18 protein-coding genes, 1 tRNA gene and 1 pseudogene are annotated in these 19,212 nt (G+C 69.4%); 12 read left to right on the top strand and 8 right to left on the bottom strand.

What is annotated here, in order from left to right:
- Window positions 1-59 precede the first annotated feature (59 nt).
- Together ACWEMY_RS10945 and ACWEMY_RS10940 are read left to right on the top strand one after the other, a co-directional pair.
- Window positions 60-383 (top strand): hypothetical protein, encoded by a 324-nt coding sequence (locus ACWEMY_RS10945; RefSeq protein WP_452389836.1) that lies wholly within the window; start codon window positions 60-62, stop codon window positions 381-383.
- A 159-nt stretch (window positions 384-542) separates the two neighbouring features.
- On the top strand, window positions 543-1,523 hold the full coding sequence (locus ACWEMY_RS10940; protein ID WP_375929466.1) for a cation diffusion facilitator family transporter: 981 nt from the start codon (window positions 543-545) through the stop codon (window positions 1,521-1,523).
- 521 nt (window positions 1,524-2,044) lie between these two features.
- On the opposite strand, the gene ACWEMY_RS10935 is transcribed toward ACWEMY_RS10940, so the two are convergent.
- From ACWEMY_RS10935 to ACWEMY_RS10920, 4 genes are read right to left on the bottom strand one after another with little or no spacing between them, the layout of a single operon-like run.
- On the bottom strand, window positions 2,045-2,959 hold the full coding sequence (locus tag ACWEMY_RS10935) for a DUF1152 domain-containing protein (RefSeq protein WP_452389835.1): 915 nt from the start codon (window positions 2,957-2,959) through the stop codon (window positions 2,045-2,047).
- 39 nt (window positions 2,960-2,998) lie between these two features.
- Window positions 2,999-3,361: an ADP-ribosylation/crystallin J1 gene (locus ACWEMY_RS10930; protein ID WP_452389834.1), complete on the bottom strand. Its 363-nt coding sequence runs from the start codon at window positions 3,359-3,361 to the stop codon at window positions 2,999-3,001.
- Window positions 3,362-3,386: 25 nt separating this feature from the next.
- Window positions 3,387-4,721, bottom strand: a complete 1,335-nt coding sequence (locus ACWEMY_RS10925) for a lipase family protein (protein ID WP_452389833.1) — start codon at window positions 4,719-4,721, stop codon at window positions 3,387-3,389.
- Window positions 4,718-5,899 carry an esterase/lipase family protein gene (locus ACWEMY_RS10920; protein ID WP_452389832.1) on the bottom strand — a complete coding sequence of 394 codons (1,182 nt, stop codon included), beginning with the start codon at window positions 5,897-5,899 and terminating at the stop codon, window positions 4,718-4,720. Before ACWEMY_RS10920 ends, ACWEMY_RS10925 begins: the two co-directional genes overlap by 4 nt.
- A gap of 193 nt (window positions 5,900-6,092) precedes the next feature.
- On the opposite strand from ACWEMY_RS10920, the gene ACWEMY_RS10915 reads away from it, so the two are divergent.
- Both ACWEMY_RS10915 and ACWEMY_RS10910 read left to right on the top strand, forming a co-directional pair.
- Window positions 6,093-7,328, top strand: a complete 1,236-nt coding sequence (locus ACWEMY_RS10915) for a PucR family transcriptional regulator (RefSeq protein ID WP_452389831.1) — start codon at window positions 6,093-6,095, stop codon at window positions 7,326-7,328.
- 23 nt (window positions 7,329-7,351) lie between these two features.
- Complete coding sequence (locus ACWEMY_RS10910; protein ID WP_452389830.1) at window positions 7,352-8,116, top strand: dioxygenase family protein; 765 nt, start codon at window positions 7,352-7,354, stop codon at window positions 8,114-8,116.
- Between the two features lie 99 nt (window positions 8,117-8,215).
- Here ACWEMY_RS10910 and ACWEMY_RS10905 read toward each other — a convergent pair.
- The 3 genes and pseudogenes from ACWEMY_RS10905 to ACWEMY_RS10895 form a co-directional block, all read right to left on the bottom strand.
- Window positions 8,216-8,542, bottom strand: a pseudogene (locus ACWEMY_RS10905) (transglycosylase family protein); the annotation flags it as partial.
- A gap of 341 nt (window positions 8,543-8,883) precedes the next feature.
- Entirely contained in the window at window positions 8,884-9,513 is a 630-nt protein-coding gene (locus ACWEMY_RS10900) for a response regulator (protein ID WP_452389895.1), read from the bottom strand.
- A 7-nt stretch (window positions 9,514-9,520) separates the two neighbouring features.
- Window positions 9,521-10,684, bottom strand: a complete 1,164-nt coding sequence (locus ACWEMY_RS10895; RefSeq protein WP_452389829.1) for a sensor histidine kinase — start codon at window positions 10,682-10,684, stop codon at window positions 9,521-9,523.
- Window positions 10,685-10,882: 198 nt separating this feature from the next.
- On the opposite strand from ACWEMY_RS10895, the gene ACWEMY_RS10890 reads away from it, so the two are divergent.
- Window positions 10,883-11,443: a GlcG/HbpS family heme-binding protein gene (locus ACWEMY_RS10890; RefSeq protein ID WP_452389828.1), complete on the top strand. Its 561-nt coding sequence runs from the start codon at window positions 10,883-10,885 to the stop codon at window positions 11,441-11,443.
- A gap of 55 nt (window positions 11,444-11,498) precedes the next feature.
- On the top strand, window positions 11,499-12,014 hold the full coding sequence (locus ACWEMY_RS10885; protein ID WP_452389827.1) for a hypothetical protein: 516 nt from the start codon (window positions 11,499-11,501) through the stop codon (window positions 12,012-12,014).
- Window positions 12,015-12,080: 66 nt separating this feature from the next.
- On the opposite strand, the gene ACWEMY_RS10880 is transcribed toward ACWEMY_RS10885, so the two are convergent.
- Window positions 12,081-13,034, bottom strand: coding sequence for a DNA polymerase domain-containing protein (locus ACWEMY_RS10880; RefSeq protein WP_452389826.1), 954 nt, complete (start codon window positions 13,032-13,034; stop codon window positions 12,081-12,083).
- A gap of 71 nt (window positions 13,035-13,105) precedes the next feature.
- On the opposite strand from ACWEMY_RS10880, the gene ACWEMY_RS10875 reads away from it, so the two are divergent.
- The 6 genes from ACWEMY_RS10875 (at window position 13,106) to ACWEMY_RS10850 (ending at window position 19,118) form a co-directional block, all read left to right on the top strand.
- Window positions 13,106-14,242, top strand: coding sequence for a WD40 repeat domain-containing protein (locus ACWEMY_RS10875; protein ID WP_452389825.1), 1,137 nt, complete (start codon window positions 13,106-13,108; stop codon window positions 14,240-14,242).
- A 134-nt stretch (window positions 14,243-14,376) separates the two neighbouring features.
- Window positions 14,377-15,816, top strand: coding sequence for a basic amino acid/polyamine antiporter (locus tag ACWEMY_RS10870; protein WP_452389824.1), 1,440 nt, complete (start codon window positions 14,377-14,379; stop codon window positions 15,814-15,816).
- 31 nt (window positions 15,817-15,847) lie between these two features.
- On the top strand, window positions 15,848-17,089 hold the full coding sequence (locus ACWEMY_RS10865) for an arginine deiminase (RefSeq protein WP_452389823.1): 1,242 nt from the start codon (window positions 15,848-15,850) through the stop codon (window positions 17,087-17,089).
- A 94-nt stretch (window positions 17,090-17,183) separates the two neighbouring features.
- Window positions 17,184-17,256: transfer RNA gene (locus ACWEMY_RS10860), tRNA-Glu, on the top strand.
- Window positions 17,257-17,376: 120 nt separating this feature from the next.
- Window positions 17,377-17,976 (top strand): QsdR family transcriptional regulator, encoded by a 600-nt coding sequence (locus ACWEMY_RS10855; RefSeq protein ID WP_452389822.1) that lies wholly within the window; start codon window positions 17,377-17,379, stop codon window positions 17,974-17,976.
- The gene (locus tag ACWEMY_RS10850; protein WP_452389821.1) at window positions 17,973-19,118 is read left to right on the top strand and encodes an acyl-CoA dehydrogenase family protein; all 1,146 of its coding nucleotides are present in this window, start codon (window positions 17,973-17,975) and stop codon (window positions 19,116-19,118) included. The genes ACWEMY_RS10855 and ACWEMY_RS10850 overlap by 4 nt, the downstream gene beginning before the upstream one ends.
- Window positions 19,119-19,212: the final 94 nt, after the last annotated feature.

Genomic DNA, 19,212 nt, shown 5'->3' with positions numbered 1-19,212 from the left:
GATTCCCCACCCACGACGGCGGCGCGGCGACGACAATCGCGGCGAGGAGCTGTTGTTACGTGGACATCCATGCATTTCCGACCGGCGCGCAGACGCCGGTCGACCGGGCCGAGGCCTCCCGCATCGCGGACGATCACCTACCCGCCGACGCGCCGGGCACCGAACGCCGGATCGCCGAATTCCCCGAAGGTTTCGCCGTTTTCGCGGTCGTGCCGACGCACGCACCGGCGGATCGGCCGGTGCCGGTCGGCGGTTCGGTGTACGTGATCGACAAGCGGACGGGCGCGGTGTCGGCCTGGCCGACCTATCCCCCTTCGCTGATCGCCGAGCAGTACGCGGCGGCGCGGGTGATCGTCGAGGACACCTGGCCCGACCCGGACTGAGCGACCTCACCACAACGCCCGTCCAGAGCCTAGGCTGGTAACCGCCGGTGACCAGCCTGGATGGCCCGTGCGCGCCGTCGTCGACAACGAAGGAATTGCACACATAGCGATGTGTGCATACGATAGCCCTCGATCGAACCGCAGCAGAAGGGGAACGCGATGGGCGCAGGACACGGGCACGACCACGGGGTGTCGGCCGACAGCGATCGGCGGTGGCTGGCGGGGGCACTGGCGGTGATCGTCACGTTCCTGATCGGTGAAGTGATCGTCGGCGTCATCGCCGACTCGCTGGCACTGCTCTCGGACGCGGCGCACATGACCACCGACGCGGCCTCCATCGTGCTGGCGCTGCTCGCGATCCGGCTGGCGGCGCGCCCGGCGGCGGGGCGGATGACCTTCGGCTGGAAGCGGGTGGAGATCCTCTCGGCCCAGGCCAACGGGCTGACGCTGCTACTGCTGGCGATGTGGCTGGGTTACGAGGCCATCCGCAGGCTGTTCGAGCCGCCGGAGGTGCACGGCACGCTCGTGCTGATCACCGCGCTGGTCGGCGTGGTGGTGAACGTCCTGGCGACCTGGATGATCAGCAAGGCCGACCGGTCGAGCCTCAATGTCGAGGGCGCCTACCAGCACATCCTCAACGATCTGTTCGCCTTCATCGCCACGGCGGTGGCCGGTCTGGTCATCATTCTCACCGGGTGGGCGCGCGCCGACATCGTGGCCAGCCTGATCGTGGTGGTGCTGATGATCAAGGCGGGCATCGGGCTGATCCGCGCGTCGAGCCGCATCTTCCTCGAAGCCGCGCCCGACTATCTCGACCCCGCGCGGGTGGGCCGCGACATGGCCGCCCGCGAAGGCGTCACCGAGGTGCACGACCTGCACATCTGGGAGATCACCTCCGGCTCGCCCGCGCTGTCGGCGCACGTATTGGTGGAGCCGGGGCACGATTGCCACGCGGTGCGCGAGGACATCGCGCACATGCTCGACCACGAGCACCACATCGGGCACGTCACCCTGCAGGTCGACCACGCGAACCCGAAGGTGCTCGACATCGGCGCCGCGCGGCCGGACGAGGGGCACTGCGGCGAGTCGCACGGTCCGACACACGTGCCGGGACGCGGCACCGCCACGCACTCGCACTGAACGCGGGAAGGCCCCACACCTCGTCCGGGTGCGGGGCCTTCTCGTAGGTCACGCGGTCAGGGCGGACCTGGTCGTCACATCGACCTGGGGGCTGGATCAGCCGCCGAAGGAACCGGTCCACAGGGTGTCGACGATGCCGTGGAGCGCGGCGCCGAGGGTGTCGAAGAGGCCGTTCAGGGCGGCGCTACCGGTGTCGATGATAACGGGGATCATAAGAATTCCTCTGTTTCTCGATAGGTCCAGCGGGGCTGGCTTACGAATGGCATATCGAGCCCCGATCGCCTCGGGTTACGAATTTCCCGATTTCGTGACGACGGTAACAGTTGACACAAAAACCTATCACCACCAGGGCTTTTCGCGTGATACACCATCTTTCTGAGGCGAATATGAGAGCCTTCTGAGATTCACATTTCGCCAACTGATAAGGACAAATTTCCCATGCCCCGAGAAATAGGGGCACCGCTACATTCCGTCACACACAACCCTGAATTCCCTGCGCACACCGCATTTCCGGCGGCAATTCAGTGCGGAAACACCCGGGGCTGCCGCAACTCGACCCCCACCCGCGACTCCCCTATCCGGCGCGCCACGTCCTCGAGCGTTTCCGTCCCCTCCAGCCGCTCCAGGCACCGGTGCCGCCGGGCGAGCCCGACGAGATCGACGGTGAAGTACATGGCCATCAGCGGATTGACGAACAACTCCCCCACCCGCGCGCGCCCCGGCACGGCCACATCGCCGTGCGCACCGGCGAGCGCGGCCGCGATCTGCCCGTTGACCAGGCTGGGCCGCCGTGTCTCCCGCGCCGCCGCGGCGACCGCGTCGCGGTAGAGCAGTGCGCCGGGGGCGTCGCCGGGGATGGAGAAGGCGCCCAGGTAGGCCCCGGCCGCGTCCAGGTCGGCGATGTTCTCCAGCACGTGGACGTGGTTGACGCCGTGGAAGCTGTCGATCCCGAAGCCCAGGCAGAAGACCTGCCGTTCGAGGGCGTGATCCAGCCCGGCGACGGCGGCCAGGCTCGCCAGGTCTTCCTCGGGTGTGCCGAGACGTTCCTCGTCACCGCGCAGCAGGATGTCGGTGCCGCCGTCGACGAGCACGATCGCGTCCAGCGCGAGTCGCTCGGCCAGCAGCGCGTACTGCGCGCGGAGCGGAACGACCCCCGCCCGTGGGAGTGCATGGACGACAGGCGACATGCCGGTCGGGACGAGCGCCCGCGCCAGACTTCGCTCGGGGAAGTACGTCGCGGGGCCCGGGGAGTCCGGGACCACCGGAACGAGGCCGTCCCGCTCGAGCGCGGCCAGTGCCGACGGGTCGGTGAAGGAGAGGTTCGCGAAGTGGACGCGGACGCCGGCGTCGTGGAGGGCGACGGCCAGCGGCAGGGCGGCGTAGGCGTCGAAGCCGCCGCCCGCGCCCGCCAGGAGAACGTTGCGACGGTTCGCCATGCGGGCTACGGCGCGGGGAGTGAACAGGTCCACCGGGATCTATGCCTGGTCGGCGGGTTCCGGGAAGGTGTGCGCCAGTTCGATGGGGCCGAGGAGGTGGGCGTTGAAATCGTCCAGTTCCTCGGCGGGGATCCAGTATTCGAGGATGTCGCGACCGCCTACCTGGTGGATGTCGTAGTTCGCCAGGTAGGCGGTGTCGACGGTGAAGCGGGTGACGTACCCGGAACCGGACGCGGGCACGTTCCAGTCGCGGGCGATCATGATCGCGTAGTCCTCGGTGAGCACCGGATAGAAGATCGGCTGATCGGGCAGGCGGGGTGGCCAAGCGCGCCAACCGGATTCGGCCACCAGGGCCAGCTCGGTGGGCCCGGTCGGGCGCCACAGCACGGTTCCTTCGGTCATGATCTCCACCCCCACTGTTTTTGGTCTAGAGAACCTTAACAACCTCCGGGGCTGGGGTCGAGGCGAATTCGGGGTCCGGCACGGAGGCGAGGTGACCGCCGGTGAGCATGCGCAGGGCGACGCCGAGGAAGGCGAGATGGGTCCGCAGAGCCCGCTGGGTGCGGACCACCGAGGTGACCGTGGTGGTCCCGTCCGGCGCCGGACGCCCGGCGAACCGGTCGCCGAGCCAGTCGAGAACCGCGGGGACGACGAGGAATTCGAGCGGCAGGTGCGAGCCACGACGGATGCGCAGGTAGTCGACGGTGGCACCCGCGCGGCGGTAGCGCTCGACGTGGGCGTCGATGTCGGCCACCGCGATCACCTCGTCGCGCACGCCCTGCACCACCAGCAGCGGCGCCGCGGGCGCGCGGGTGCCGGGTTCGATATCGGCGAGGATGCGGCGCAGGGCCGGTTCGGCGAGCAATCCGTCGAGCCCGCCGCGCAGATGACGGCTCACGTCGCGACGCAGGAAACGCAGCAGCAGCGCGAAGGTACTGCGCTGTTCGGCCTCCCCCAGCAGCGCCCGGTACCGATCGTCGAGGTGATCGCGCAGCACCTGGTCGAGTTCGGGGTAGGCCTGGCGCAGCCCCGCCACGAAGGCGGCGGGGAACCCGGCGAACCAGCCGCCGTTGAGCCGCACGAACGCCGCGGCCGGGTCACCCACCGGCGATCCGGCCACGGCCCCGACCAGTCGCAGTTCCGGCGCGTACTCCGCCGCGAGCTCGGCGGCCCAGGCCGTGGCCAGCCCGCCGCCCGAGTATCCCCACAGCGCCACCGGGGCCGAGGCGTCCAGCCCCAGTGGCGCGAAAGCCAGTGCGGCCCTTGCCCCGTCGAGCGCGCGGTACCCGGGCTCGCGGGCGGCACCGAACCGCCCGCCGAGCCCCTCGTGATCGGGCACCGACACCGCCCAGCCCTGCCGCAACGCCATCGCGATGATCGGCAGTTCCAGCGGTGCGATCGACCCGAGCGTCGCGGCTCCACGCCGCAGCGCGTAGGACGGGAAGCACTGTGGGGCAACGGCATCGATCGCGCACTGGAACGACACCAGCGGCCGCGAGCGGGCCGCATCGGCGTCGGCGGGCAGCAGCACCGTCGTCACCGACACCTCCGGCCGCCCGTCCAGATCGCAGGTGCGATACAGCAACTGCCAGGCCGTGATCCGCTGCGGCACCAGCCCGAACAGCGCGGCCTCCACCGGCCGGGCCCGCACCACCTCGCCCGGCGCGAGCGACTCGACGGCGGGCGGGGCGGTGTAGAACGGGTCCTCGGGGGGGAGCAGCGGCGCGGCACGCCACGGTGACGCGAGCAGATCGGGACTCACAAGGAGCCACCGCCACCGAGGAACCACGGGTTGAACGTGCACACCAGCTCCGGCGCGTGCTCCGGGTCGAGCGCGCGCAGGGCGATCGAGGCCGACCGCGGCGAGTACATCAGGGTCAGGTGGTCGGAGATGTCCTGTTCGCAGCCCGCCTGCAGGGTGATGTTGTCGACGGTGGCGTCGGGACCGGCGGTGAGGAAGGTCCAGTCGTAGGGGTTCATCACCTCGTCGTAGCGGGAGCCGACCGCGGTGTAGGCGACGCCGGGCACGGTGTCACCGTGGGCGTTGAGGGTGTCGTAGAACGGCGAGCCGACCGCCTGCTCGATATTGCTGATCCCGACGATCGGCCGGTAGAAGCCGAGAATGTCGATGCCGGCGTTGTTGATCATCCGGCCGAGGGTGGCGATGCCCATCAGCGAGGTGCCGTGGTGGGTGGCGCCGAAGGTGACGAGCTTGCCGACCTTGCCCTGGCCGCCGCCGAACTTCAGGTAGTGGTTGGCGATGGTGCCGCCCTGCGAGTGGCCGATGATGTCGACCTTCTCGGCGCCCGTCGCGGCGCGCACCCGGTCGATGAAGTCACCGGCCTGCCGGGAGGAATCGGCCATCGGCCCCACGCCGTTGCGGCCGGGCAGGATCGCGCCGACACCGCCGCCTTCGATCAGTCCGGACTTGCCGTAGTTCAGGGTGAACACGCAGTACCCGGCCTCGGCCAGGCGCGGCGAGAGATAGGAGAAGGTGTCGAAGGCGTTGAGCCAGGTGCCGTGCAGCAGCACCACCGGGTTGGGGTGCGCGGCCGAGGGCTTGCAGTCCCACCGGTTGGCCCCGGGCGGGGCGGCGTCGGGGTGGATGAGGCTGTAGGCGAAGGCGGCGAGCGGGGCGGTCATCGCCGGGCCCTCGCCGAGGGTGTCGGTGGCCCGGCTGGCCGCGGCCGAGCCCGAGCTGGAGCCCGAGGCACTGCCGGAACCGCTGCCCGAGGCGCTGCCGGTGTCGGCGATCGCGGTGGGCTTGCGCCCGTCGGCCGCGGTGGCCATCGTGGAATCGAGGTAGGCGGCCAGCGAGGCGATGGTCGGCTCGAGCGTGGGTTCCGCCGCGGCGGGCGTGGTGCCCAGGGCCGAGGCCGCGGTCAGGCCCGCGGCGATGCCGAGGCCACAGAGGGTGCGGCGCAGGGTGTGCGTTGTCATGAAGTCACTTCCGTCGAACAGCGCCGACGAGCAGTGTCGCTTCGGCGTGCTCTGCGAATCTATGACCCGCGCCACACTGGTGTCACTGCACCGTGCACCGAGAAAACCGCGCGACGGTTGTCGCCGACGCCAAGTTCTGTGCGTTTTCGACCGGCCGGTCCCATGCCGCCCTGTCCTCGGACACAATCGAGTCATGCTCGCCGAACACCCCGTTTCCACCCGCCCCGCGTTGACGGCGCGGTTGCTCACCCGCTGGCCCCAGATCGCCGAACGCATGCTCGCCGAGGGACTGGGCGCCACCGCACCCGCCGATCTGCCCGCGGGCCATTTCACCGCCGAAGTCCTGCCCACCATCTATGCCTGCGGCCGGGCCGTGCTCGAGGCGATCGCCGCGGATCGCGAGTTCACCCAGGCCGAGGTGGCCGCCTTCGTCGGGCCGGTCGCCGAACGGCACGCCGAGGACCGCCTGCCGCTGCCGATGCTGATCGGCGCGATCCACGGGTCGGCCCAGTCGGTGCTGGCCGAAGCCTCCGCGCTGGCCGATCCGACCGAGATGGCCGAGCTGATCGTGGTCGGCAGCCGCCTGCTCGAACTGCTGCGCCACATCAACATGACCGTGGTGGAGACCTACACCGAGGTCGAGCAGTCGATCTATCACGCCGAGCGCGAAGCCCGCCGCGAACTGTGTTCGGCGCTGGTGCGCGGTCTGCCCGCCGAGGAACTCGCCGCGCGCGCCGACACCGTGCTCACCGACCAGTACACCGTGCTGGCCATCCATCTCAGCGAACCCGCCCGCGCGGGTAGCGCCGCCAACCTGGTCACCCGCCGCCGGATCAGGGTGCTGCAACGCGCGCTCGACGAACTGACCGGCACCACCACCCCGGCCACCTTCGACGGTGCCAACGGCATCGCGCTGCTGAGCAACTCCTCCGAGACCGATGTGCTCGACCCCGCCCAGTTCGACGCCCTCGCCGCCCGGCTGGCCGAGCAGTTCGGGGCGACGGTGTATCTGGCCGAGTTCTCCGGTGTCACCCGCGAGGCCATCCCGGCCGCCGCCAAGGACGCCGCCGAACTCACCGAGCTGGCCCGGCTGCGCGGCAGGCCCGGCGGCTGCTACCGCCTCGACGACCTGCTGCTCGAATACCAGCTCACCCGCCCCGGCCCGGCGCGCGAACGCCTCGCCCAGCGGGTGATCCCCCTGCTGTCGAGCCCGCATCTGATCGAGGCGCTGGAGGCGCACCTGCGCCACGGCGCCGACCGCAAGACGGCCTCGCGGCGCATCCACGTGCACCCCAACACCTTCACCTACCGCCTGCGCCGCATCGCCGAGCTCACCGGCCTCGACCCGGCCGACCCGACGGCGTCGCGCATGCTCGCCGCCGCCCTCACCGTGCACCGGCTCGACGCCGCTCCGCGCCTCGAGGAGTAACCGCGACGCTCCGGTTGTTCATCATGAACATGACCATGCCGGTGCTCTACCTGTCCCACGGCGCGCCGCCGCTGATCGACCACGCCACCTGGCCCGCCGAGCTGGCGGCCTGGGCGGGCGATCTGCCGCGCCCGACCGCGATCCTCATCGTCTCGGCGCATTGGGAGTCGGCGCCGGTGAGTATCGGCGCCACCAGCACGGTGCCGCTGGTCTACGACTTCTGGGGCTTCGACCAGCGCTACTACGACGTGCGCTATCCCGCGCCGGGCGCACCCGAACTCGCCGCGCGGGTGCGCGCGCTGCTGGGTGGCGCGGTGACGGACGAGCCGGAGCGCGGGCTCGATCACGGCGCGTACGTCCCGCTGACGCAGATGTACCCGGACGCCGATATCCCCGTTCTCCAGGTCTCGGTGCCCACCCTGGACCCCAGCGAACTACTCGAATTCGGCCGCAGACTCGCGCCCTTGCGCGAAGAGGGTGTACTGCTCGTCGGCAGCGGGTTCTTCACCCACAATCTGCGGGCCATCACCGGCGACGACCGGCAGGTGCACACGTTCACCGCCGAGTTCGACGAGTGGGGCCGCGAGGCGCTCGACGCGCGAAACATCGACGCCCTCTTGGATTTCGAGCACACCGCGCCGGCCGCCCGGCTGGCCCACCCGCGCACCGAGCACTTCGCGCCGATCTTCTTCACCCTCGGCGCCGGCCTGGATGATCTCGACTCGCTGCGCACCGTCGTCGACGGTTATTGGCTCGGCATGGCGCGGCGCTCGATACAAATAGGCTGAATATATCCGGGCACGAAAAAACCCGCTATTCGGCGTGTGCTCCGAATAACGGGTATTTCGTTTCCCGACAAGGAAAGTCTCGGGTGACAGCGCGCTTTACAGGTAGGCGCTGCAGACCGGCCAGGCGCCGGGACCCTGCGCGGCCAGCACGTTCTCGGCCACGCGGATCTGCTCTTCACGGCTGGCGTTGTCGGCGGTACCGGCACCGCCGTAGGCCTCCCAGGTGCTCTGCGAGAACTGCAGACCGCCGTAGTAGCCGTTACCGGTGTTGATACCCCAGTTGCCGCTGCTCTCGCACTGCGCCACGGCGTCCCAGTTGTTGGCCGAGGCGGTGGCGGTGGTCAGACCGGCCGGAACGGCGATCATGGCACCGGCGACAGCGGCGAGGCCCAGGGCACGAGTGGTGAACTTGCGATTGAAAGACATAAGGATTCCTACCTGCGCCCACCGGCCCGGCTGGTGACGATCGCCGTGTCCCTGCCCCTCAGGAATGTCGGGGATCCTCGAATCGCGGGGCAGGCTTTCCGGTGTTCTGCGATTCGATTCGGCTCGGGTTGTTGTTCAAGCCGTGATCGAATGTAGCGGCTTTGCCAGCTTCGATCACATCCCGATCACGAACGATTCTGTAGCGAGCATTGTTCAAAAGAACACTGTTCCGCGCAGGTCTGCCGTAATAAATCCGTAATCACAGGACTGTCATTGATCATGCATTTCGTGAGCGAGGTCACCGGTAAACCGTGGCGCCGGTCACAAACTATTCGGGCATTTCAGGCGAGCAGCCTGCGCTCGGTGGCCACCGCGACGGCCGCCGCACGGGTGTCGACGCCCAATTTGTCGTAGATCCGGCCCAGGTGGGTCTTCACCGTGGCCTCGCTGATGTGCAGGGCGCGGGCGATCTCGCGGTTGCCCAGGCCCTGGGCCAGCTGCCCGAGGATGTCGCGCTCACGGGTGGTGAGGGTGGGTCCGGGATTGCGCATCCTGGCCATCACCCGGGCCGCGACCGGGGCCGACAGGGTGGTGCGACCGCTCGCGGCGGCGTGGATGGCGGCGAAGAGTTCCTCGGGCCGCTCGGCCTTGAGCAGGTAGCCGGTGGCGCCCGCCTCGATGGCGCGGGTGATGTCGGCGTCGGTGTCGTAGGTGGTCAGCACCAGCACGTGCGGGGTGGGCGCGGGCTGGGCGGTGATCCGGCGGGTGGCCTCGATGCCGTCCATGTCGCCGCCGAGTTGCAGATCCATCAGCACCACATCGGGGTGCAGGCTCGCGGCCAGCGCGACGGCGCTCGGCCCGTCGGCGGCCTCGTCGAGCACCTCGATGTCCGGCGCGCTCGACAGCAGCGCGCGCAGGCCGGCGCGCACGACCGCGTGGTCGTCACAGAGGAGCAGGCGCACAGTCACGATGCCGATGCTAGCCAGCGGCCAGGGGGATCGCGGCCGAGAGCACGGTGCCGTCGCCGGGAGCCGATTCGATCGTGCAGGTCCCGCCCAGCTGACGCGCCCGCGCGCGGATGGCAGGCAGCCCGTGTCCGCCGTCGGGACGCGGACCGGGCAGTGCGGCGGGGTCGAAGCCGCGGCCGTCGTCGGCGATGTCGAGCACGATCTGGTCGTCGAGGCAGGTGAGCGTCAGGGTGGCGGTGCGCGCGGCGGCGTGCTCCCGCACATTGGCCAGCGCGCCCTGGGCGATGCGCAGCAGCGTGGCCTCGACCCGCTGCGGCAGCGGGCCGGGCGCTCCTTCTATATGTAAGCGCACCTCGAGTGCGTCACCGGACTCCCGGGTGGCCAGGGCGGCCAGCGCGGCGGGCAGTGATCCACCCGCGGCGAGATCGGCCGGGGCGAGGTCGTGGACGAAGCGGCGGGCCTCGGTGAGGTCGCGTTCGGCGATCTCGGCGGCGGCACGCAGGTGGGTGCGGGCCTGGCCGGGGTCGCTGTCCCACACCAGGTCGGCGGCTTGCAGCAGCATGCGCTGGCTGGACAGGCCCTGGGCGAGGGTGTCGTGGATCTCCCCGGCGAGCCGTTCGCGTTCGGCCAGGGTGCCCTCGCGGCGTTCGGTGGCGGCCAGTTCGGCGCGGGTGCGCACCAGGTCGTCGATCAGCGCGTGCTGCCGTTCGGCCTGGCGGCGCATCCCGACGAACAGCGCCGTGGTCACCGCCGCGACCGCCGGTGGGGCGAGCACCAGATTGGGATCGAGCCAGCCCGCGATGCGCACCTGGCTCACCACCACCAGGACGGTCAGGACCATCACCAGGATGATCGCGACCCGCTCGGACAGAATCCGCAGACCCGTATAGACCAGCGGCACCGCGCACCAGGCGAAACTCGGTGCCAGCACCACCAGCACCGACCAGGTCAGCACCAGCCCCGCGAACCACTCCAGCCGATGCGATTGCCGCAGCTCGCTCAGCGCGTAGAGCACGGCGAGGATCAGCGCGAGCGCCACGATCAGCGGCGTGGACCTGGTCTCACTGTGCCGGATCAGCCAGCGCAGCAGCGAGGCGGCGAGCAGGACATAGAAGGCGCTGTGCACGATGACGGGCAGCAGCCGGTCGTCGTCGCGTTCGTGTGCCGGGTCCATGGCCACCTCCTGTCCTGCCCATTCTCACCGCCGACCCGGTCTCGGCGGGTCATCCGATCGGTCGACCCGGGTGTCGTCCGTTCCGGCCGCCGGAATCCAGCCACACCGCCGATCCGCCGGGCCCCGATCCCGCACAGGATGGATATCAGCAGGCCACGGCACCCCGCCGACCGGCCGGAACCCCCTCAGGAGCAGGCCATGACCACCAAGTTCAGCACCCGTAACCGTCTCGTCGTCGCCGGCGCCACCGCCGCGGTGATCGGCGCGGGTGTCGTCGGCGTGGTGACCGTCCAGGCGCAGAACCCCGACCCCGCCACCCGCACCCCCGTGGTCGCCGACGCCGCCGAGCCCAACCTGGCGCAGAGCACCCACCTGACCCTCGCCGCCGCCACCGAGGCCGCCCAGTCCGCCCTCGACGCCGCCGCGAAGGAGAACCAGCGCGTGAGCGTGGCCGTGGTCGACCGCAACGGCAATGTCCTGGTCACCCTGCGCGGTGACGGCGCGGGCCCGCAGTCCTACGACGCCGCCCAGCAGAAGGCCTTCACCGCCGTCTCCTGGAACGCCCCCACCACCGAACTCACCAAGCGCCTCGAGTCCGCACCCCACCTGGCCGATATCGACGGCACCCTGTTCCTCGGCGGCGGCGCCCCCGTGAAGGCCAACGGCGCCCCCATCGCGGGCATCGGCGTGGCGGGCGCGCCCAGCGGCGACCTGGACCAGAAGTTCGCCCAGGCCGGTGTGGCCGCACTCGGCGGCTAGTCCCTTCTCCCACAGCGGGTTACAGTTCCGTCTACAGGATCGCGGGGGAGGAAGCATGCGCACGGTGTACCCGGCGTCCCGTGCCGAGTTCACGATCCACGCGCTACTTTCGGGCGGCGCGGCCGTGTTCGCGATCTGGCTGCTGACCGACAGCGAGATCGACCTCGTGCCCCGGGTGATCCACGCGGTACCCGTCGCCCTCCTCGCCTGCGCGATCCTGGTCCTGACGATCCGCGCCGGAATCCGGAACCTCCCCGAGCTCGTCCTCGACCCCGGCGGCATGACCGTCGCGGTCGGCGGCGAGCCGGTCAGGATCACCTGGCCCGAGATCGCCGGCGTCCGGATCGGCCGATACCGACGGCAGGAGATGATCGAAGTCGTCCTGCACGAGTGGTCCGACAGAACACACCCACCCCGCCTCCGACCGGGCGCCACCGGCTGGACCTCGGTCGACGGCCGGAAGGCCCTGATCCTGTGGCCTGCCAGAATGCGCCCGCACAAGGCCGCCGACATCATCGCGGCGATGACAGTCCAGAACCCGGCCCTCTTCATCGCCCCGCCGCTCGCCTAGCTGACCGCCACCCATGGACCGGGGGCGTGCGGACAGCGAGGATTCATCGCGGGTTCCTCCGGACGGTCATTCCTCCCGTCGCGCCCGCGCCCGCCGTTTTCCCTCGTGCATGGCCTGCACCCGCGCCACCGGAATGGTGTGACCCTCCTCGACGAGATCTGCGGGGAGTTGTTGCGGGGCAGGCATTTCCGACTCCCAGGGATCGTGGTCGCCGAGGAGGCCGGGCACCGTCCGCAGCGTGAAGTCGGCGGGTGTCACGTCGTCGAGGTCCGACCACCGCAGCGGGAACGACACGGTGACGCCCGGCCCGATCCGCGGGCTGTAGGCCGCGGCCACCGTGGCGCCGCCGGCGCGGGTGGCGTCGAGGAAGACCTTCCCGTGCCGGTCTTCGCGGATGAAAGCCGTTGTGCTGATCGAAGGATCGATGCGTTCAGCCCTGGCCGCGACCGCCCGCGTCGCCGCGGCGGCGTCCTCCACATCGACACCGGCCACCACCGGCACGAAGACATGCACCCCTTTGGACCCGCTCGTCTTCACCGCCCCCGCCAGCCCGTCGGCGGCCAGCGCCTCCCGGATCAGCCGCGCCCCCGCGACCGCGTCGGCGAAGGTCTGCCCCGGCGAGGGATCGAGATCGAGCACCAGATGGGTTGGCATCGGGGCGGTTTCGGCGAGGAACAGCGTCGGGTGGTACTCGACTGCCCGTTGATTACCGAACCAGAGCAGTGTCCGCAGGTCGTCGCACAGCGCGTAGGTGATCTCCCGCCGCGAACTCTCCGCCCAGACCGTCGTCCGCGCCACCCACTCCGGCGTGTACTTCGGCAGATTCTTCTGCATGAACGGCTCCTGCCCCGGCCGCACCCGCACCACCGACAGCGGCCGCCCCCGCAGCACCCGAACCAACCGCTCCCCCGCGAACTCCAGGTAGTCGATCAGATCCCGTTTGGTCGCCTCGGCACCGTCGAACAGCGGCTGGTCGAGATTCGACATCTCGACCCCGCCCCGCACTTCCTTACCGACCATCACCCCACCCTTCCCCCGGCATCGCACCGGGTCAACCACACGCGGGTCTCACCTCGGGTAGGTTTCCTCTCGTGGTCGAGAGTTCTGGGGGGGGTGCGCCACCGGGCGGGTCCCGCCGCTGGTGGGCTGCCGCCGCCGTAGTCGTCACCTTGGTCGTACTCGCCGCGATCACCGCGGTGGTGCTGACGCGCGAGGATCGAAACGGTTCCAGCACAACCGATCACGACGCGACCGACCAGCACTTCGTCGGTGTGCTGACCGGCCACACCGATACCGTCAATGCCGTCACGACCGCCCAACGCGACGGCCGCACGGTCGTTGTCTCCGCGAGCGACGACGGCTCGATCCGTCTCTGGGACCTCGCCTCGGGTCAGCCGCTCGGCCCGCCGCTGGCCGACCGCGAAGATCGCATCGAGGCGCTCACCACCGGCGAACGCGACGGCCGCACCGTCATCGTGTCCGGCGGCGCGAAAGCCCTCCGCCTCTGGGATCTCGACGCGGCCATCCCCATCGGCGAGATCGCCGGTGACGACGTCCCCGGCGAACTCTCGGTCCGCAGTCCCCGCGCGCTGGCCACCGCCCAACGGGACGGGCGCGCAGTCGTCCTCGCCGGAACCACCTCGGGCGTAGCCCTGATCGATCTGGGCACCGGCAGGCGCCTGCGCCAAGGGTTCGCGGGCACCACCGACGGCGTAGCCCCCATGACCGTCAACAATGTCGACGCCGTCGCTACGGCGCAGGTCGACGGCCGCGATGTGGTGATCACCGGCGGAACGGACACCATCGTCCGCGCCTGGGACCTCGACACCGGACGCCCCGTCGGCCGACCGATGATCGGCCACACGAAGGACATCGCCTCCCTCACCACCGCGCAGCTCGACGGCCGCACCGTCGTAGTCTCCGGCAGCAACGACGACACCATCCGCGTCTGGGATCTCGCCACCGGCCAACTCGTCGGTGAGCCACTCACCGGCCACGAGAGCTGGGTCATGGCCCTCGCGACCGCCGACTACCGGGGCCGCACCGTCATCGTCTCCGGCGCCCGCGACGGGACGGTCCGCCTCTGGGATCTCGCCACCGGCCGACCCGTCGGCGAGCCACTGACCGGCTGCTCCGCGGAAGCGGTCACCACCGCCCAGCGCGAGGGCCGCACCGTTGTCGTCGCGGGCTGCGCGGACAATACCCTCCACGTCTGGGAACTGCCGTAGCCCCCGCTCCTCATCACGATCTGAAGACGGGCGCACTCACTTCCGGCTGGTCCGGCCCCGGAGAACCGACGCTCGGCTAACATTCGGCTAGCTGCATCCCGTTACATCCAGCAGGTTCGCCCGGGGAGTCACGGATGACGAAAACCGACGTAGGCACGAACAAGACGATGCCGCTGCTGACCCTGTCGGCGATGGTCGTCGGCTCGATGGTCGGTGCGGGCGTCTTCTCGCTACCGCGCAATTTCGGCCAGGCCACCGGTGGTTTCGGCGCGCTGATCGCGTGGGGTATCGCGGGTACCGGCATGCTGATGCTGGCACTGGTGTTCCAGGCGCTGGCGATCCGCAAGCCCGATCTGGATGCCGGTGTGTACGCCTACGCCAAGGCCGGATTCGGTGAATACCTCGGTTTCTTCTCGGCATTCGGCTATTGGGCCAGCGCGTGTGTGGGCAATGTCAGCTACTGGGTGCTCATCAAATCGACGCTCGGGCAGGTGCTTCCGATCTTCGGCGAGGGCAATACGGTGCCCGCGGTGCTGCTGTCCACGGTGTTCATCTGGGCGTTCCATTTCATCGTGCTGCGCGGCGTGCAGGAGGCGGCCGCGATCAACAAGATCGTCACCATCGCCAAGATCGTGCCGATCATGGTGTTCGTCATCGTGCTCGTGTTCTATTTCGACACCGGCGTTTTCGCCGACAACTTCCTGGGCGGCGACGCGTATTCGGAGTCGCTGTTCGAGCAGGTCCGCTCGACCATGCTGATCACCGTGTTCGTCTTCCTCGGCATCGAGGGCGCGAGCGTCTACTCCCGCTACGCGCGCAAGCGTTCCGAAATCGGCCGGGCCACCGTGCTCGGATTCCTCAGTGTGCTGGCCCTGTTCGCCTCGGTGACCATGGTGTCGTTCGGCATCCTGCCGCGCGACGAACTCGCCGCGGCCCAGCAGCCGTCGATGTCGCCGGTCTTCGAATCCGCCGTGGGCACCTGGGGCGCCTGGTTCATCAGCATCGGCCTGATCGTCTCGGTCCTGGGCGCCTACCTGGCCTGGACCCTGATGGCGGCCGAGGTCCTCTATGTCGCCGCGGCCGACGAGGACATGCCGTCGTTCCTCGCCCGCGTCAACGCCCACAAGGTGCCGGTGGTGGCGCTGATCTTCACCACCGTACTGATCCAGCTGGTGCTGCTGACCACGCTGTTCTCCGACGACGCCTTCACCTTCACGCTGAAACTGTGCAGCTCGCTGTCGCTGATCCCCTACCTGCTGGCCGCCGCCTACGCCCTCAAACTGGCCTACACCCGCGAGACCTATACCGAGCTGCACCCCGAGGACCGGCGCAAGGAACTGATCATCGCCGCGATCGCCACCCTCTACACCACCTTCATGATCATGGCCGCGGGCCCGGAGTTCCTGCTGCTCTCGCTCATCATCTACGCCCCCGGCTCCATCCTGTTCTGGCTGGCCCGCCGCGAGCAGGGCCGCACGCCGTTCCAGGGCTGGGAGCCGGTGCTGCTGGTCGTGTCGATCCTCGGCGCCGTCGCCGGCATCGTCGGGCTCGCCGCAGGCTGGATCACCATCTGACCCCCGAAGTCCCCTGCCAGGAGGTAAGCCCATGACCCAGCCCGCATCCGCCTACGGCGTGCACTCCGAGGTCGGCACCCTGCGCAAGGTGCTGGTCTGCGCGCCCGGCCTGGCGCATGAGCGGCTCACCCCCACCAACTGCGACGAGCTGCTCTTCGACGACGTCCTGTGGGTGCAGAACGCCACCCGCGACCACTTCGACTTCGTCGCCAAGCTGCGCGATCGTGGCGTGGAGGTCGTCGAACTGCACAACCTGCTCACCGAGACCCTGGCCGTGCCCGGCGCGCGGGACTGGGTCCTGGACCGCACGATGACCCCGAACGAGGTCGGCATCGGGCTGATCGAGCAGACCCGCGGCTATCTGGAGTCCCTCGACGACCGCACGCTGGCCACCCACCTCATCGGCGGCCTCGCGGTGGCCGATGTCCCCGGCAGCGATCTGGCCTACCGCGCCCTGGCCCGCGAACAGAGCGGCGCCCGCGAATACCTGCTCCCGCCGCTGCCCAACACCCTCTACACCCGCGACACCACCTGCTGGATCTACGGCGGCCTCACCATGAATCCCCTGTACTGGCCCGCCCGGCACGACGAAACCCTGCTGATGAAGGCGATCTACACCTTCCACCCCGACTACACCGGCGCCCGGGTCTGGTGGGGCGATCCCGAACTCGACTGGGGCCTGGCCACTTTCGAGGGCGGTGACGTGATGCCCGTCGGCAACGGCGTGGTGCTGGTCGGCATGAGCGAACGCACCTCGCGCCAGGCCATCAGCCAGGTCGCCAAGGCGTTGTTCGACGCAGGCGCCGCCGAGCGGGTGATCGTGGCGGGCATGCCGAAACTGCGCTCGGCCATGCACCTCGACACCGTGTTCACCTTCGCCGACCGCGACCTGGTCACCATCTTCCCCGACATCGTGCACGGCATCCACGCCTTCTCCCTGCGCCCCGGCGACAAGAACCCGATCGAGGTGGTCGACGAATCCGACCCGTTCCTCACCGTGGTCGCCGAGGCGCTCGGCTTCCGGGAACTGCGCGTGGTCGACACCGGCGGCGGCTATTACGCCAACGAACGCCAGCAGTGGGACAGCGGCAACAACCTCGTCGCCGTCGAACCGGGTGTCGTGTTCGCCTACGACCGCAACACCCACACCAACACCGCGCTGCGCAAGCAGGGCGTCGAGGTGATCACCATCGTCGGCGCCGAACTGGGCCGTGGACGCGGCGGCGGGCACTGCATGACCTGCCCGATCATCCGCGACGCCGTCGACTTCTGACCCCCGGCGGGACCAGGACCAGCCGTTTTGGATGAACGACCAGTCGTCGGCTATCGTATGTTCCGCGCGGTTCACCCCGGTGAGCTGTGGTTCTGGCCCCGTCGTCTAGCGGCCTAGGACGCCGCCCTCTCAAGGCGGTAGCGCGGGTTCAAATCCCGTCGGGGCTACAACGAGATCCCCCGGTCATCGCGACCGGGGGATTTTTTGTACCCCTGGTGCGACATATTGACAGATGTTGCATCACCAATACACTGGCCGAAACGTTGCAAAGCCGACCGGGAGGTGACGTGCGCGAACAGACCACGCTGGGACAGCGCCTCGACGACCTCGCCGCCCGGCCCGACGCCATCACCGCCTTCAAGGCCGCCCGCTCCGGGTTCCTGGCCGGGCGCAGGCTGGAGATGAAGGAACTCGCCGAGGAACTCGGCGTCAACCGGGCCACCCTGTTCCGCTGGGTCGGCGGCCGCGACGAACTGCTCGCCGAAGTGATCTGGTCGGTCGCCGAACCCACCCTGCGCCGCGCCGTCGCCGCCACCGACACCCGCGGCGTGCAGCGGATCGCCACCGTCCTCGGAGACTTCGCACAGGCCGTCAACACCTCCGACGCGTTCCGCCAGTTCCTGCGCCGCGAACCCGAACGCGCGCTGCGCCTGCTCACCACCACCGCGGGCTCGGTGCAGCGGCGCTTCGTCGCGGTCATCGCCGAGCTGCTCACCGAGGCGGTCACGGCGGGCGAACTCGATCCGCCGCTGCCGGTGCCGGAACTGGCGCTGCTGCTGGCGCGGATCACCGAGACCTTCATCTACGCCGATGTGATCAGCGGCGAGGAGCCCGACGCGGCCAAGGTCGTGCAGGCCTCGCTGGTTCTGCTGAAAGGAAAGCCATGAAGCGCACCATCTACACCGAGGACCACGAAGCCTTCCGTGCCTCGGTCGCCGAATTCGTCAAGCGCTCGGTCGAACCGAATGCCGAGAAGTTCATCGAACAGCGCTCGATCGACCGCGAGACCTGGCTGGCCGCGGGCGAACTCGGCTACCTGGGCCTCGGCATCCCGGAGGAGTTCGGCGGCAGCGACGCCGGCGACTGGCGTTTCGCCGCCGTCCTCGGTGAGGAACTGGCCAAAGCCGGTGCGGCCCTGTCGTCCTCGTTCGGCATCCACTACGACGTGTGCGCGCCCTACCTGGTGGAACTGACCACCGACGAGCAGAAGCGGCGCTGGCTGCCCAAGTTCTGCACCGGCGAGATCGTCACCGCCATCGGCATGACCGAGCCCTCCGGCGGCTCCGATCTGGCCGCGCTGAAGACCACCGCCGTGCGCGACGGCGAGGACTGGATCGTCAACGGCTCCAAGACCTTCATCACCAACGGCTTCAACGCCGACCTGGTGATCGTCGCCGCGCGCACCAGCCCGGAGAAGAAGGCCAAGGGCATCACCTTGTTCGCCGTGGAGAACGGCATGGCGGGCTTCACCCGCGGCCGCAAGCTCGACAAGGTCGGCCAGCCCGAATCCGACACCGCCGAGCTGTTCTTCGACAATGTGCGGGTGCCCGACGCCAACCGGATCGGCGAGGTCGACCGCGGTTTCATCGCCATGATGGAGCGGCTGCCCCAGGAGCGCATCGGCGCGGCGGTGTCGAATATCGCGCACGCGGCGGCGGTGCTCGACGAGACGCTGCGATACGCCAAGGAGCGCAAGGCCTTCGGTCAGCAGATCGGCAGCTTCCAGTACAACAAGTTCCTCTTCGCCGAGATCGTCACCAAGGTCGAGGTGACGCAGGCGTTCGTCGACCAGTGCATCGCCGCGCACGCCACCGGCGAGCTGTCGGCCGTGGACGCCGCCAAGGCCAAGTGGTGGTCGGCGCAGATCCAGAACGAGGTGCTCGACGCGTGCGTGCAGCTGCACGGCGGCTACGGCTACATGCGCGAGTACAAGGTCGCGCGGGCGTGGATGGACGCCAGGGTCACCAAGATCTGGGCGGGCTCCAACGAGATCATGAAAGAGCTCATCGGCCGCGATCTGGGGCTGTAGGACGTAAAGCGTCGGGGCCGCGCGGGGTTGCGCGGGGGGGGCGGCGCGCCCGTGGCTGTTTTGGGTTTGTGCGCGCGGGCCGATAGTTGTTGGT

This window comes from Nocardia sp. NPDC004415 (genome assembly GCF_053602435.1).
The sequence above is the reverse complement of the archived record's forward strand: the minus strand, read 5'-3'. Positions and strand labels throughout refer to the sequence as shown.